Raw genomic sequence first — 14,787 nt, 5'->3', positions numbered from 1 at the left:
AGGAACTCCAGTGTTCTTATTCGGCGCCCTGCACCGCTGCGATCATGCGCACCACGTCGGCGGTTTCGGCCACGTCGTGCACGCGCAGGATGCTGGCACCCTTGGTCATGGCCAGCGCCGCCAGGGCTAGGCTGCCATAAAGGCGCTGGTCGACCGGGCGATTCAAGGTGAGACCGATCATGCTCTTGCGCGAGACACCCACCAGCAGCGGCCGTCCGAGTCGATAGAGCGACTCCATGTGCTTGAACAAGCTCAGGTTATGCGCCAGGTTCTTGGCAAACCCGAAACCCGGGTCGAGGATGATGCGCTCGGCAGCAATGCCAGCCGCCGCACAGGCAGCCATGCGCTGTTCCAGATAGCGCCCCACCTCGACGGTCACGTCATCGTAATGCGGGTCGTCCTGCATGTTACCCGGCTCGCCACGCATGTGCATCAGACACACCGGCAGGCCGGTATCGGCTGCCGCATCCAGCGCACCGTCACGCTCCAAGGCCCGCACGTCATTGATCAAGCCGGCACCGAGGCGGGCCGACTCACGCATGACTGCGGGCGTCGAGGTATCGACGGAGATGATCACATCCAGGCGACTGTTGATCGCCTCGACGATAGGCGCGACGCGTTCGAGTTCCTCGATAGGGGACACTGCCCGCGCGCCCGGGCGGGTTGACTCGCCCCCCACATCGATCAGCGTGGCGCCCGCCTCGACCATCGCCTCGGCGTGCCGCAGGGCTTCGTCACGCTGACTGAAGCGCCCACCATCGGAGAACGAGTCGGGGGTGATGTTGAGAATACCCATGACGTGGGTACGGGACAAATCAAGAACCCGGCTGCCGCAAGGCAACCGGGTCGGGTACTGCTGAGAGGTCATAGATGCCCTTAGTGTTGAGCCGCTGGACCGCCGATCGGCGACTCCGGACGATCACCCTCAGAAGCCTGATTGCCAGAAGTGCCGGCATCATTGTCCCAGTCGCGCGGCTCGCGTGGCGTGCGGCCCGCCATGATGTCGTCGATCTGGTCGGCATCGATGGTTTCGTACTTCATCAAGGCATCGGCCATCGCGTCGAGCTTGTCACGATTGTCCGTGAGGATCTGCTTGGCGGTGGCGTAGCACTGATCGATGATCGCGCGCACTTCCGAGTCGATCAGCTTGGCGGTCTCGCCGGATACACTGGCGTGCTGGCTAGCAGCACTGCGACCGAGGAACACTTCACCCTCTTCCTCTGCGTACATCAGCGGACCGAGTTTCTCGGACAGGCCCCATTTGGTGACCATGTTCCGGGCAATCTGGCTGGCGCGCATGATGTCGTTGGAAGCACCGGTGGTGACGCCATCGAAGCCCAGGGTCATTTCTTCGGCGATACGGCCGCCGTACAACGAGCAGATCTGGCTGATCAACGCACGCTTGGAGAGGCTGTAGCGATCTTCCTCGGGCAGGAACATGGTCACACCCAGGGCGCGACCACGCGGGATGATCGACACCTTGTAGACCGGGTCGTGCTCGGGAACGATGCGACCGACGATGGCATGACCGGCTTCATGGTAAGCCGTGTTCTGCTTTTCTTTCTCGGACATGACCATGGTCTTGCGCTCGGCGCCCATCATGATCTTGTCCTTGGCCAGCTCGAACTCCTTCATTTCCACCAGGCGCTTGCTTGCGCGGGCGGCGAACAGCGACGCTTCGTTGACCAGGTTGGCCAGGTCAGCACCGGAGAAGCCAGGCGTACCACGAGCAATCACAGCAGCGTTGACGTTCTCGCCAATCGGGACCTTACGCATGTGGACCTTGAGGATCTGCTCGCGACCACGGATATCCGGCAGGCCAACCACCACCTGGCGGTCGAAACGACCTGGACGCAACAGCGCTGGGTCGAGCACGTCCGGGCGGTTGGTCGCGGCGATGACGATGATGCCATCGTTCATCTCGAAGCCATCCATTTCGACCAGCAGCTGGTTGAGGGTCTGCTCGCGCTCGTCGTGACCGCCACCCATGCCGGCGCCACGGTGGCGACCAACGGCGTCGATCTCGTCAATGAAGATAATGCACGGTGCGTGCTTTTTAGCCTGCTCGAACATGTCGCGCACACGGCTGGCACCGACACCAACGAACATTTCAACGAAGTCGGAGCCGGAAATGGTGAAGAACGGCACCTTGGCTTCGCCAGCGATGGCCTTGGCCAGCAGGGTCTTACCGGTACCGGGCGGGCCGACCATCAGCACGCCACGCGGAATACGCCCGCCCAGGCGCTGGAACTTGCCAGGATCGCGCAGGAACTCGACCAACTCGCCGACTTCTTCCTTGGCTTCGTCGCAACCGGCAACATCTGCCAGGGTCGTCTTGACCTGGTCTTCGGAGAGCAGGCGCGCCTTGCTCTTGCCGAAGCTCATCGGGCCACCCTTGCCGCCGGCACCACCCTGCATCTGGCGCATGAAGAACATGAACACGGCGATAATCACGAGGATCGGGAAGCTTGCCACCAGCAGTTGCGTCCAGATGCTCTGCTGCTCAGGCTGCTTGCCTTCGACGGTAACGTGATTGTCGACCAGGTCGCCGATCAGGCCGTTGTCGGTGATGGCAGGACGCACGGTCTTGAAGTTGTCGCCGTCGGTGCGCTTGCCGGTAATGATGTAGCCGTCGACGGTCACGCGCTCGACCTTGCCATCCTTGACCTGCTGGATGAAGTCGGAGTAGTTGAGGGTCTGCGGCTCGTTAGGGCTGGAGAAGTTGTTCATCACCGTCACCAGGACGGCGGCGATGATCAACCACAGGATCAGATTCTTTGCCATGTCGTTCAATTCGCTACCCTCTGAGGCCGGCGCACGACGCAGCCGTGCCTCGCATGATATTCATCGCCCTAACTTACTACATTACCTACGCAGCCGCAGGCACCGTCTGTAACCCTTTGTGAAAGCTAGACTACACGAAGTTCGGACGATCCTGACGCGGCAGCCGATTGGAAATAACTATCGGGCGCCCCGCAAAACCGCTTACACCCCTTTGAAACCGCGGGCCAGCAGGTACTGTTCGCGGGAGCGGTCCCGCGAAGACGACGGCTTGCGCATCTGCACCTTGTCGAACTTGCCCCGTACCTCCTTGAGGTACACATCGAAACCTTCACCCTGGAAGATCTTGATCAGGAAGTCGCCACCAGGGCGCAGTACACGGGTTGCCAGGTCGAGCGCGAGCTCGCAAAGGAACATCGCCCGCGGTATGTCCACTGCGGGCGTACCACTCATATTGGGGGCCATGTCGGAAATCACAAGGTCCACGTGCGAATCGCCCACCGCCTGGAGAATCTGGGCGAGCACTTCGTCCTGGGTAAAATCGCCCTGGATGAAGGTCACGTCGGCGATTGCGTCCATCTCCAGGATGTCAGAGGCAATCAAACGGCCCTGCCCACCAATCAGACGACTGGTCACCTGGGACCACCCCCCAGGCGCGGCGCCGAGGTCGATCACGCTCATGCCAGGACGGATCAGCTTGTCCTTTTCCTGGATCTCCAGGAGCTTGTAGCTGGCGCGCGAACGGTAGCCGTCCTTCTGCGCCTGTTTGACGAAGGGGTCGTTGAAATGCTCGCGCAGCCAGTTTGCGCTGCTTTTGGAACGTTGTACCACGGGGCACCTCGATGATATGCGTCGTGATTGACTGGGCGGAGCCACAGGCCCTCGGGTAAAATGCCCGTCAATTTTACAGAATCAGACGAAAAGGGTCAGATTATGCCGCTCAACAACGAGCAGAAGAAGCAATACAAGTCCATTGGTCATGACCTGAAACCGGTTCTGATCGTCGCGGGCAATGGTTTGAACGAAGGCGTCGTCGCCGAACTGGAACGGGCGCTGGTCGATCACGAGCTGATCAAGGTCGAAATCCGTTCCGAAGACCGTGAAGAGCGCGCTGCCGCGATTGCCGAACTGTGCAAGGTCGGCCGCGCCGAGCTGGTGCAGACCATCGGCAAGAAAGCGCTGATCTACCGCAAGAACCCACAGCCGAACAAACAGCTGTCCAATATCCACCGTTACAAGTAACGGACACGCTCCCTGTAGGAGCGGCCTTGTGCCGCGAGAGGGCCGCCAAGCGGCCCCGGCTGCATCTACTGCAAGGCTGACTTTCGCGGCGCAAGGCCGCTCCTACAAGGGTCGCGTCAAGTCTGGACTAGCGCCGCGCCCTGACCGGGACCGGCTGGGCCACCAGCACGATGCCGGAGAAGCCCAACACCAGGAAGCAGAACATCTGCCAACGCTCCCCTACGGAAATCCCGTAGCGCAGCGTGTAGTACCCGACACAGGCACCAAAGCCAAGCAACAGCATCTGGCCGCGAAATTGCCGCCACCAGGCCGTCAGGCCATCGACCCTCGCCAATACCGCCAGCTGAGTCAATAGCCCGAGCATCGCCACGCCGATCAACCAGCGGTCGATCTGCGCGGCCACGTCATGCACCAGCAACGGTGCAAGACCACTGACTTTCAGCGCCGGCACCAGCCCCACGTGGAACACCCAAAGGCCGCCGACCCAGAACACCTGGGCCAGCTGCCAGAGGATACCCTCGAGCGAAGGCGCCCGCAGGCGTCGGTCAGATGTGCTTGACTTCGACAATCTCGTACTCGACCGTGCCGCTTGGCGTCTTGACGACAACGGTATCGCCCTCTTCCTTGCCAATGATGGCGCGTGCGATTGGCGCACTGGCCGAGAGCTTGCCTTTCTTGATGTCGGCCTCGTCCTCGCCAACGATCTGGTAGGTCACCTGCTCGCCCGTCTCGGTGTTTTCCAGGTCCACGGTGGTCCCGAAAATCACTTTGCCGGTGTGCGCGATGGTGGTGACGTCGATCACCACCGAGTTCTGCAGACGGCCTTCGATATCGCGGATACGCGCCTCGACCATGCCCTGCTCCTCACGGGCGGCATGGTACTCGGCGTTTTCCTTGAGATCGCCCAGCTCGCGGGCTTCACCAATCGCCTGGCTCAGGCGCGGGCGTTCGGTCTTGCTCAGGAACAGATGCTCTTCTTCCAGGGCGCGCGCGCCCTGGACGGTCATCGGGTACTTGGTAATGCTCATGCTTTGAGTCCTGCATGCAGATCTTGAAGGCGACGAACGGTCTTCTCAGGACCGAACTTCAGCGCTTCGCAGATGGCTTCACCGGCCGCAATGGTGGTGGTGCAGTAAATCTTGTGTTGCAGCGCATTGCGGCGAATCGAGTACGAGTCGGCGATCGACTGGCGGCCTTCGGTGGTGTTGATGATCAACGACACTTCGTCGTTCTTGATCATGTCGACCACATGCGGACGACCTTCGGTCACCTTGTTCACACGACGCACTTTCAGGCCGGCCGCTTCGATCACCTTGGCGGTGCCAGCCGTGGCGACTACTTCGAAGCCCAGGGCGATCAGGTCGCGGGCAACGCCAGCCACTTGTGGCTTGTCGTCGTCACGCACGCTGATGAACGCAGTGCCGCCGCTTGGCAGAACTTCGCTGGCCCCCATCTGGGCCTTGGCGAACGCTTCACCGAAGCTGTCGCCCACACCCATGACTTCACCGGTGGATTTCATCTCAGGGCCGAGGATCGGGTCAACACCTGGGAACTTGGCGAACGGGAAGACGGCTTCCTTGACGCTGTAGAAGTTCGGGATGATTTCCTGGGTGAAGCCCAGTTCCTTCAGGGTTTTGCCAGCCATGACGCGCGCGGCGATCATCGCCAGCGAGGTGCCGATGCACTTGGAGACGAATGGCACGGTACGCGAGGCGCGCGGGTTGACTTCGATCACGTAGATCTTGTCGCCCTGCAAGGCCAGCTGCACGTTCATCAGACCGACAACGCCCAGCTCCAGGGCCATCTTCTTGACCTGGACGCGGACTTCGTCCTGCACCTGCTGACTCAGCGAGTAAGGCGGCAGCGAGCATGCCGAGTCACCGGAGTGAACACCGGCCTGCTCGATGTGCTGCATGATCGCGCCGATCACCACGTCGGTGCCGTCGCTGACCGCATCCACGTCCATCTCGATGGCGCAGTTGAGGAAGTGGTCGAGCAGGACCGGGCTGTCGTTGGAGACCTGAACCGCTTCACGCAGGTAGCGCTTGAGTTCGTCCAACTCGTAGACGATCTCCATGGCGCGACCACCGAGCACGTACGACGGGCGCACCACCAGCGGGTAGCCGATGCCGCCTGCGGCATTGATGGCCTCTTCTTCGCTGCGCACGGTGGCGTTTGGCGGCTGCAGCAGGTTCAGGCGCTGCACCATCTGCTGGAAACGCTCGCGGTCTTCGGCGCGGTCGATAGCGTCTGGGCTGGTGCCGATGATCGGTACGCCGGCTTCTTCCAGGGCGCGGGCCAGTTTCAGCGGGGTCTGGCCGCCGTAATGGACGATCACGCCCTTCGGCTTCTCGACGCGGCAGACTTCCAGCACGTCTTCCAGGGTCAGCGGCTCGAAGTACAGGCGGTCGGAGGTGTCGTAGTCGGTGGAGACAGTTTCCGGGTTGCAGTTGACCATGATGGTCTCGTAACCGTCTTCACGCAGCGCCAGGGCTGCGTGCACGCAGCAGTAGTCGAACTCGATGCCTTGGCCGATACGGTTCGGGCCGCCACCCAGGATCATGATCTTGTCGCGGGTCGACGGGTTGGCCTCGCACTCTTCCTCATAGGTGGAGTAGAGGTAGGCGGTGTCGGTGGCGAACTCGGCCGCGCAGGTGTCGACGCGCTTGTAGACCGGGAACACTTCCAGCTTGTGGCGGTGGCGACGCAGGTTCTTGTCGGTGATGCCGAGCAGCTTGGCCAGGCGCTGGTCCGAGAAGCCCTTGCGCTTGAGGCGCAGCATGTAGTCCTTGTCGATCGCCGACAGGGCCAGGGTCTTGACCTTCTCTTCTTCCTTGATCAGATCTTCCATCTGCACCAGGAACCACAGGTCGATACCGGTCAGTTCGAAGATCGCTTCGATGGTCATGCCCGAACGGATGGCATCGGCGACATACCAGATACGCTCGGCGCCCGGCACGGTCAGTTCGCGCTTGAGGATGCTGGCGGCTTCCGGGTTGGCCAGGTCGACTTTCGGGTCCAGGCCGCAGGCACCGACTTCCAGACCGCGCAGGGCTTTCTGCAGGGACTCCTGGAAGGTCCGGCCGATGGCCATGACTTCACCGACGGATTTCATCTGGGTGGTCAGGCGGGCGTCGGCCTTGGGGAATTTCTCGAAGGCGAAGCGTGGCAGCTTGGTGACGACGTAGTCGATCGAAGGCTCGAAGGACGCCGGGGTACGGCCGCCGGTGATGTCGTTCTGCAGCTCGTCGAGGGTGTAGCCGACCGCCAGCTTGGCAGCGATCTTGGCAATCGGGAAGCCGGTGGCTTTCGATGCCAGGGCGGACGAACGCGATACACGCGGGTTCATCTCGATCACGACCATGCGACCAGTGTTCGGGCAGATACCGAACTGCACGTTGGAGCCACCGGTCTCGACACCGATCTCACGCAGCACCGCCAGCGAGGCGTTGCGCATGATCTGGTATTCCTTGTCGGTGAGCGTCTGTGCCGGTGCCACGGTGATCGAGTCACCAGTGTGCACGCCCATCGGGTCGAAGTTTTCGATGGAGCAGACGATGATGCAGTTGTCCTTCTTGTCGCGGACCACCTCCATCTCGTATTCCTTCCAGCCGATCAGCGATTCGTCGATCAGCAGTTCCTTGGTCGGCGACAGGTCCAGACCGCGGGCGCAGATTTCTTCGAATTCTTCACGGTTGTAGGCGATACCACCACCGGTGCCGCCCATGGTGAAGGACGGACGGATGATGCACGGGAAGCCGAGCTTCTCGAGGACCGCATTGGCCTCTTCCATGCTGTGGGCGATACCGGAGCGCGGGCACTCCAGGCCGATGTCCTTCATGGCCTTGTCGAAGCGCGAGCGGTCTTCGGCCTTGTCGATGGTGTCGGCATTGGCACCGATCATTTCGACGCCGAACTTTTCCAGAACGCCGTGGCGCTCCAGGTCCAGGGCGCAGTTCAGCGCGGTCTGGCCACCCATGGTCGGCAGGACAGCGTCTGGACGCTCTTTCTCGATGATCTTGGCCACCGACTGCCACTTGATCGGCTCGATGTAGGTGGCATCGGCCATGGCCGGGTCGGTCATGATGGTGGCCGGGTTGGAGTTCACCAGGATGACGCGGAAACCCTCCTCGCGCAGGGCTTTGCAAGCCTGGGCGCCGGAGTAGTCGAATTCGCAGGCCTGGCCGATCACGATCGGGCCAGCGCCGAGAATCAGGATGCTTTTAATGTCTGTACGTTTTGGCATGGTTGTCACTCAAATCCGCGGGTCAGTCGGCAAGCCGTCTTGAACAATCTGGGTCAGGCGCTTCCGGGCGCGGCGTGGGCCGCCCCGGGGCCTTGATGCAGGATGCTCAGCGGCGCTTGGCCATGGCATCGATGAAACGATCGAACAGTGGCGCGACGTCGGTCGGGCCTGGGCTCGCTTCAGGGTGGCCCTGGAAGCTGAACGCGCTCTTGTCGGTACGCTCGATACCCTGCAGGGTGCCGTCGAACAGCGACTTGTGGATGGCGCGGACATTGCCCGGCAGGGTGGCTTCGTCGACAGCGAAACCGTGGTTCTGGCTGGTGATCATGACCACGCCGGTGTCCAGGTCCTGGACCGGGTGGTTAGCACCGTGGTGGCCGTGACCCATTTTCATGGTCTTGGCGCCGGAGGCCAGGGCCAACAGCTGGTGACCCAGGCAGATACCGAAGACCGGAATGTCGGTCTCGAGCACGTCCTTGATCGCCTGGATCGCGTAGTCGCACGGCTCGGGGTCACCAGGGCCGTTGGACAGGAACACGCCGTCCGGATTCAGCGCCAGCACTTCGCTGGCTGGCGTCTGGGCCGGCACCACGGTCACGCGGCAGCCACGGGCAACCAGCATGCGCAGGATGTTCAGCTTGACGCCGTAGTCGTAGGCAACGACGTGGTATGGCAGATCGGCAGCGTCGATGGTCGGGTGGCTGTCGGTTTTCAGCTCCCACACGCTGGAGCGCCACTCGTAGCGCTCCTTGGTGGAGACGACCTTGGCCAGGTCCATGCCCTTGAGGCCCGGGAAGGCGCGCGCAGCGGCGATGGCGGCTTCTTCGGTGATGTCGTCACCGGCCAGGATGCAGCCGTTCTGAGCGCCCTTCTCACGCAGGATACGGGTCAGGCGACGCGTATCGATGCCCGCGATGGCAACCACGTTATTGGCCTTCAGGTACTCCGGCAGCGACTGGGTGTTACGCCAGTTGCTGGCCAGCAGCGGCAGGTCACGAATGACCAGGCCGGCGGACCAGACACGGTTCGACTCGGCGTCTTCCGGCGTGGTGCCGGTGTTGCCGATGTGCGGGTAGGTCAGGGTGACGATCTGCTGCGAATAGGAAGGGTCTGTAAGGATTTCCTGGTAGCCGGTCATAGCGGTGTTGAATACCACCTCACCAACGGTCTGACCGTCGGCACCGATGGCTTCACCGCGGAAAATACTGCCGTCGGCAAGGGCGAGTATGGCTGGCTTTGTCAAGAAGACCTCCCGTAAATCAAGCATGAAAGGGCGATCGCAGGTTGCAAAAAAGCGGAGTGACGTATGGACACGTCACCCCGCTTTCATGTGCTGAATTCAATTCGCTGCGCGCTTTTAGTGGACACACTAAAGCTGTAGCTTACAGAAAAGTGCCTTTTGGGTCTACCGCATATGTGTCTCTAAAACACATGAATGCGACAGGCCTGCGCGACATGCCCCTGTAGGAGCGGCCAGCCTTGTGTCGCGAAAGGGCTGCGAAGCAGCCCCGGCAATCTTGCGTGATGCGCAAATCCTGGGACCGCTACGCGCTCCCTTCGCGGCACAAGGCCGCTCCTACAGGGGCTGCGCAGCAAGGCGGCATCAGTGCAGCTCAAGCACATCCTGCATGTCATACAGCGCAGGCTCACGCCCCTCCAGCCACAGCGCAGCACGCACCGCACCCTTGGCGAAGGTCATGCGGCTGGAAGCCTTATGGGTGATCTCCACGCGCTCGCCTTCGGCAGCGAACAGCACGGTATGATCACCCACAACGTCGCCCGCCCGCACCGTAGCGAAGCCGATGGTCTGCCGTTCACGAGCACCCGTCTGCCCCTCACGACCATAGACCGCCACTTCACGCAGGTCACGCCCCAGCGCCTGGGCCACCACTTCCCCCATGCGCAGGGCCGTGCCCGATGGCGCATCGACCTTGTGCCGGTGATGCGCTTCGAGAATCTCGATGTCCACCTCATCACCCAGCACACGGGCAGCGGTATCCAGCAGCTTCAGGCACAGGTTGACGCCCACGCTGAAGTTGGCCGCGAAGACGATCGGGATCTCCTTGCCCGCCTCCACCAGCAACTGCTTCTCTTCGGCACTGAAACCGGTGGTACCGATGACCATCGCCTTGCCAGCCTTGCGGCAGAACGCGAGGTTTTTCAGGGTGACCGACGGGTGCGTGAAATCGATCAGCACGTCGAACTCGTCGACCACCTTGGCCAGATCATCGACAATCGGCACGCCGATTCGCCCAAGACCTGCCAGCTCACCGGCGTCAGCACCTACCAGGGTGCTGTCGGGGCGATGAATGGCGGCGGTCAGGCCGGCCTTCGGCGCCTGCTGCTGAACCGCCTCGATCAGCACCTTGCCCATGCGCCCGGCGGCGCCCATCACTGCAATACGTCGCATAGCCTGTTCCTTGTCAAAGATCGCCGAAGAAGCGCTTCACGCCTTCGAACCAGCCACTGGCCTTGGGCGAGTGGGAACTGTCGCCATCCAGCGAATCGCGCAGCTCTTCGAGCAACTCGCGCTGGCGACGGCTGAGGTTGACCGGCGTTTCGACCGCAACGCGGCACAGCAGGTCGCCCGCACCGCCGCCACGCACCGGCGCCACACCCTTGCCGCGCAGACGGAACTGCTTGCCGGTCTGGGTGCCTTCGGGAATTTTCAGTTTCACGCGGCCATCGAGCGTCGGTACTTCCAACTCGCCACCCAAGGCTGCGTCGGTGTAGCTAATCGGCACTTCGCAGTACAGGTGCTTGCCGTCGCGCTGGAAGATCGCGTGCTCGCGCACACTGATGACCACGTACAAGTCGCCGGTCGGGCCACCCTGGGCACCCGCCTCGCCTTCACCGGACAAGCGAATGCGGTCGCCAGTATCGACACCCGCTGGCACCTTGACCGAGAGGGTCTTGTATTCCTCGACACGACCTTCACCGTGGCACGACGTGCACGGGTCGGTGATGATCTTGCCCTGGCCATGGCAGCGCGGGCAGGTCTGTTGCACCGAGAAGAAGCCTTGCTGCATGCGCACCTGGCCGATACCGCCACAGGTCGGGCACGTGGAAGGCGTGGAGCCTTTCTTGGCGCCGGAGCCATCGCACGGCTTGCAGTTGACCAGCGTAGGTACGCGGATGCTGACCGTCGTACCGCGCACAGCCTCTTCGAGGTTCAGCTCAAGGGTGTAGCGCAGGTCGCTGCCACGCTGGGCACCACCGCGCGAACCACCGCGACCACCACCGAAGAAATCGCTGAACACATCACCGAAAATATCGGAGAAGTTGGCACCGCCGAAGCCAGCACCGCCGCCACCCATACTAGGGTCGACACCGGCGTGACCGTATTGGTCGTAAGCGGAGCGCTTGCCCGCGTCAGACAGCACTTCGTAGGCCTCGTTGGCCTCCTTGAACTTGTCTTCGGACTCTTTATCGCCCGGGTTGCGGTCCGGGTGGTACTTCATCGCCAGACGGCGGTAGGCCTTCTTGAGGTCGCCCTCGCTGGCGCCGCGCTCGACACCCAGCACCTCATAAAAATCACGTTTGGACATAGGTCATTTGCACTCTTGGGGTGTTTGGCACCGGCGCGCAGCTGTCGCGCCGTGCCGCCAACACCTGCCGCCATACGCGAATGCGCCCAGACAGATGCTGTAAAAATTCTCGTGTTCCAGACACGCCAACGCGGGAGCAAGCCCCCGCGCGGCGACATCCTACCAGTTCAGCGGCAAATGCCACTGAACTGGCCGACAACAGGCAGGGATTACTGCTTGTTGTTGTCTTTCACTTCTTCGAACTCGGCGTCAACCACGTCGTCGTGCTTGGCTTCAGGCTCGGCCTGCTGGGCGCCGCCCTGCGGCTGCTCAGCCTGTTGCTCGGCGTACATCTTCTGGGCAACCGGCGCCGAGACCTTGGACAGCTCCTCGACCTTGGCGTCGATGGTGGCCTTGTCATCGCCTTTGACAGCGGCTTCCAGGGCAACCACAGCCGCTTCGATCGCGGTTTTCTCTTCAGCAGTGACCTTGTCACCGGCATCAGCGACCATTTTGCGGGTCGAGTGAACCAGCGCGTCACCCTGGTTACGAGCAGCAGCCAGTTCTTCGAACTTGCGGTCTTCCTCGGCGTTGGCCTCGGCGTCACGCACCATGCGCTCGATTTCCTCGTCCGACAGACCGGAGTTGGCCTTGATCACGATCGACTGCGACTTGCCGGTGGCCTTGTCCTTCGCGCTGACGTGCAGGATGCCGTTGGCGTCGATGTCGAAGGTTACTTCGATCTGTGGCACACCGCGCGGCGCTGGCGGAATGTCAGCCAGGTCGAACTTGCCCAGCGACTTGTTCTGCGCCGCTTGCTTGCGCTCGCCTTGCAGCACGTGAATGGTCACGGCGCCCTGATTGTCGTCAGCGGTCGAGAACACCTGCGACTTCTTGGTCGGGATGGTGGTGTTCTTCTCGATCAGCGGGGTCATCACGCCGCCCATGGTTTCGATACCCAGGGTCAGCGGGCTGACGTCCAGCAGCAGTACGTCTTTCACATCACCGGCCAGAACGGCGCCCTGGATGGCAGCACCCATGGCGACGGCTTCGTCCGGGTTGACGTCTTTGCGGGCTTCTTTACCGAAGAAGTCAGCCACGGCCTTCTGCACCATCGGCATACGGGTCTGGCCACCGACCAGGATCACGTCGTCGATCTTGCTGGCGTCGATGCCGGCGTCTTTCAGGGCGATGCGGCAAGGCTCGATGGTGCGCTGAACCAGGTCTTCGACCAGCGACTCCAGCTTGGCGCGGGAGATCTTCACGTTCAGGTGCTTCGGACCGGTTGCGTCAGCAGTGATGTACGGCAGGTTGACGTCGGTCGACTGGGCCGAGGACAGCTCGATCTTGGCTTTTTCAGCGGCTTCTTTCAGGCGCTGCAGGGCCAGCGGATCGTTCTTCAGGTCCATGCCGGACTCTTTCTTGAACTCGTCCACGAGGTAGTCGATCAGGCGCATGTCGAAGTCTTCGCCACCCAGGAAGGTGTCGCCGTTGGTGGCCAGTACTTCGAACTGGTGCTCACCGTCGACTTCGGCGATTTCGATGACCGAAACGTCGAAAGTACCACCACCGAGGTCATAGACGATGATGGTGTGGTCGCCCTTGGCCTTGTCCATGCCATAGGCCAGTGCAGCGGCGGTCGGCTCGTTGATGATGCGCTTGACGTCCAGACCGGCGATGCGACCGGCGTCCTTGGTGGCCTGACGCTGGCTGTCGTTGAAGTAGGCCGGCACGGTGATGACCGCTTCGGTGACCGACTCACCGAGGTAGTCTTCGGCGGTCTTCTTCATTTTCTTCAGCACTTCGGCGCTGATCTGCGGCGGTGCCATGTCCTTGCCGCTGGCTTGAACCCAAGCGTCACCGTTGCTGGCCTTGACGATTTTGTAAGGCACCAGCTTGATGTCTTTCTGTACGACGTCTTCTTCGAAACGACGACCGATCAGACGCTTGACCGCGAACAAGGTGTTGTGCGGGTTGGTCACAGCCTGACGCTTGGCCGACTGACCGACCAGAATCTCGCCATCGTTGGCGTAGGCGATGATCGAAGGGGTGGTACGCGCGCCTTCGGCGTTCTCGATGACCTTGACCTTGCCGTCTTCCAGGATGGAGACGCACGAGTTGGTGGTCCCCAGGTCGATACCGATGATTTTGCCCATGTTAACTCTCCCGAAACTTGAATGTGTTCACAGCGGCGTCACTGGCCAACTGCGGTAATACTTGAAGGCTTGACACCTAGATGGGGATGCCCGAAAGGATTTCAAGCCTTTTCATCGATAGAAGGCTGCGGCGCCGCAGGCGCTTTGCTGACCACCACCATCGCGGGGCGCAGCAGACGACCGCTGAGCAGGTAGCCCTTCTGGAACACGTTCAACACGCTGTTCGGCTCGACCTCGGCGTTTTCCTGCATGGCCATGGCCTGGTGATGCTCGGGGTTGAACGGCTGACCATGGGGGTCGATGGCTTCGAGGTTGTAGCGCTTGAGGGTGTCCTGGAACATCTTCAGGGTCAGTTCGACACCTTCACGGATTTTCTTCACGTTCTCGTCGTCGGCGCTGGAGTGGGCCAGGGCCAGCTCAAGGCTGTCGATGACCGGCAGCAGGTCGCCCGCAAACTTCTCCAGGGCGAACTTGTGGGCCTTCTCGACATCCTGCTCGGCACGCCGACGGGTGTTCTGCAGGTCGGCGGCGGCGCGCAGGGACTGATCCTTGGCCGCGGCCAGCTGCTCCTCGAGCTCCAGAACGCGAGCATCGGCAGTGCCGGCACCGGCTTCTTCGGCATTCAGGTTCTTCTCATCCAGCTGTTCGTCAGCCATCGGGTTTCTCCTTCGCAATTTCTGGGGTGCGGGCCACGCCCGCCATGTCTTGCCGGCTATATGGGGTCGGAAAAACCAGCTTCAAGGGGGCAAGTGCATTTCCATATTCGCCCGACGGGCATTGTCAGCCAACTGCAAACCACTGTATAAATAACCAGACCCAAGCTTCCGGGAGCCGC

Annotated in this window: 12 protein-coding genes; 1 reads left to right on the top strand and 11 read right to left on the bottom strand. The window is 61.7% G+C overall.

All coding sequences use genetic code 11. The features are described from left to right. Window positions 1-16 precede the first annotated feature (16 nt). The 3 genes from folP to rlmE all read right to left on the bottom strand — a co-directional run bounded on the left by folP (window position 17) and on the right by rlmE (window position 3,612). Complete coding sequence (gene folP, locus ACNFIC_RS23190) at window positions 17-868, bottom strand: dihydropteroate synthase (RefSeq protein ID WP_416782191.1); 852 nt, start codon at window positions 866-868, stop codon at window positions 17-19. Between the two features lie 8 nt (window positions 869-876). After that, a complete protein-coding gene (ftsH, locus tag ACNFIC_RS23185) occupies window positions 877-2,784 on the bottom strand; it encodes an ATP-dependent zinc metalloprotease FtsH (protein ID WP_138221472.1) in 1,908 nt (635 codons plus the stop codon). Window positions 2,785-2,985: 201 nt separating this feature from the next. Next, complete coding sequence (gene rlmE, locus ACNFIC_RS23180) at window positions 2,986-3,612, bottom strand: 23S rRNA (uridine(2552)-2'-O)-methyltransferase RlmE (RefSeq protein WP_416782189.1); 627 nt, start codon at window positions 3,610-3,612, stop codon at window positions 2,986-2,988. Between the two features lie 102 nt (window positions 3,613-3,714). Here rlmE and ACNFIC_RS23175 point away from each other — a divergent pair, with 102 nt between their 5' ends. Continuing rightward, a complete protein-coding gene (locus tag ACNFIC_RS23175; RefSeq protein ID WP_138221474.1) occupies window positions 3,715-4,023 on the top strand; it encodes a YhbY family RNA-binding protein in 309 nt (102 codons plus the stop codon). Window positions 4,024-4,150: 127 nt separating this feature from the next. On the opposite strand, the gene ACNFIC_RS23170 is transcribed toward ACNFIC_RS23175, so the two are convergent. The 8 genes from ACNFIC_RS23170 to grpE all read right to left on the bottom strand — a co-directional run bounded on the left by ACNFIC_RS23170 (window position 4,151) and on the right by grpE (window position 14,608). Next, window positions 4,151-4,591 (bottom strand): MFS transporter, encoded by a 441-nt coding sequence (locus tag ACNFIC_RS23170; RefSeq protein WP_138221475.1) that lies wholly within the window; start codon window positions 4,589-4,591, stop codon window positions 4,151-4,153. After that, window positions 4,569-5,051 (bottom strand): transcription elongation factor GreA, encoded by a 483-nt coding sequence (gene greA, locus ACNFIC_RS23165; RefSeq protein ID WP_171031007.1) that lies wholly within the window; start codon window positions 5,049-5,051, stop codon window positions 4,569-4,571. The genes ACNFIC_RS23170 and greA overlap by 23 nt, the downstream gene beginning before the upstream one ends. Beyond that, entirely contained in the window at window positions 5,048-8,269 is a 3,222-nt protein-coding gene (carB, locus tag ACNFIC_RS23160) for a carbamoyl-phosphate synthase large subunit (protein ID WP_138221476.1), read from the bottom strand. The genes greA and carB overlap by 4 nt, the downstream gene beginning before the upstream one ends. Window positions 8,270-8,375: 106 nt before the next feature. Further along, a complete protein-coding gene (carA, locus tag ACNFIC_RS23155; RefSeq protein ID WP_138221477.1) occupies window positions 8,376-9,512 on the bottom strand; it encodes a glutamine-hydrolyzing carbamoyl-phosphate synthase small subunit in 1,137 nt (378 codons plus the stop codon). A gap of 360 nt (window positions 9,513-9,872) precedes the next feature. Next, entirely contained in the window at window positions 9,873-10,679 is an 807-nt protein-coding gene (dapB, locus tag ACNFIC_RS23150) for a 4-hydroxy-tetrahydrodipicolinate reductase (RefSeq protein WP_416782185.1), read from the bottom strand. 13 nt (window positions 10,680-10,692) lie between these two features. Continuing rightward, complete coding sequence (dnaJ, locus tag ACNFIC_RS23145; RefSeq protein WP_138221479.1) at window positions 10,693-11,817, bottom strand: molecular chaperone DnaJ; 1,125 nt, start codon at window positions 11,815-11,817, stop codon at window positions 10,693-10,695. Window positions 11,818-12,026: 209 nt separating this feature from the next. Continuing rightward, window positions 12,027-13,952 carry a molecular chaperone DnaK gene (gene dnaK / locus ACNFIC_RS23140; protein ID WP_138221480.1) on the bottom strand — a complete coding sequence of 642 codons (1,926 nt, stop codon included), beginning with the start codon at window positions 13,950-13,952 and terminating at the stop codon, window positions 12,027-12,029. 101 nt (window positions 13,953-14,053) lie between these two features. After that, complete coding sequence (gene grpE / locus ACNFIC_RS23135) at window positions 14,054-14,608, bottom strand: nucleotide exchange factor GrpE (RefSeq protein WP_138221481.1); 555 nt, start codon at window positions 14,606-14,608, stop codon at window positions 14,054-14,056. Between the last annotated feature and the right edge of the window lie 179 nt (window positions 14,609-14,787).

The organism is Pseudomonas sp. NY15463 (assembly GCF_048068415.1).
GTDB classification, from domain to species: domain Bacteria; phylum Pseudomonadota; class Gammaproteobacteria; order Pseudomonadales; family Pseudomonadaceae; genus Aquipseudomonas; species Aquipseudomonas mosselii_C.
The sequence above is the reverse complement of the archived record's forward strand: the minus strand, read 5'-3'. Positions and strand labels throughout refer to the sequence as shown.

Bases quoted from the DNA above. Each gene is read 5' to 3' on its own strand.
- dnaJ (WP_138221479.1), bottom strand. From the start codon at position 11,817: ATGTCCAAACGTGATTTTTATGAGGTGCTGGGTGTCGAGCGCGGCGCC.
- carB (WP_138221476.1), bottom strand. From the start codon at position 8,269: ATGCCAAAACGTACAGACATTAAAAGCATCCTGATTCTCGGCGCTGGC.
- ACNFIC_RS23175 (WP_138221474.1), top strand. From the start codon at position 3,715: ATGCCGCTCAACAACGAGCAGAAGAAGCAATACAAGTCCATTGGTCAT.
- grpE (WP_138221481.1), bottom strand. From the start codon at position 14,608: ATGGCTGACGAACAGCTGGATGAGAAGAACCTGAATGCCGAAGAAGCC.
- dnaK (WP_138221480.1), bottom strand. From the start codon at position 13,952: ATGGGCAAAATCATCGGTATCGACCTGGGGACCACCAACTCGTGCGTC.
- dapB (WP_416782185.1), bottom strand. From the start codon at position 10,679: ATGCGACGTATTGCAGTGATGGGCGCCGCCGGGCGCATGGGCAAGGTG.
- ftsH (WP_138221472.1), bottom strand. From the start codon at position 2,784: ATGGCAAAGAATCTGATCCTGTGGTTGATCATCGCCGCCGTCCTGGTG.
- folP (WP_416782191.1), bottom strand. From the start codon at position 868: ATGACCTCTCAGCAGTACCCGACCCGGTTGCCTTGCGGCAGCCGGGTT.
- greA (WP_171031007.1), bottom strand. From the start codon at position 5,051: ATGAGCATTACCAAGTACCCGATGACCGTCCAGGGCGCGCGCGCCCTG.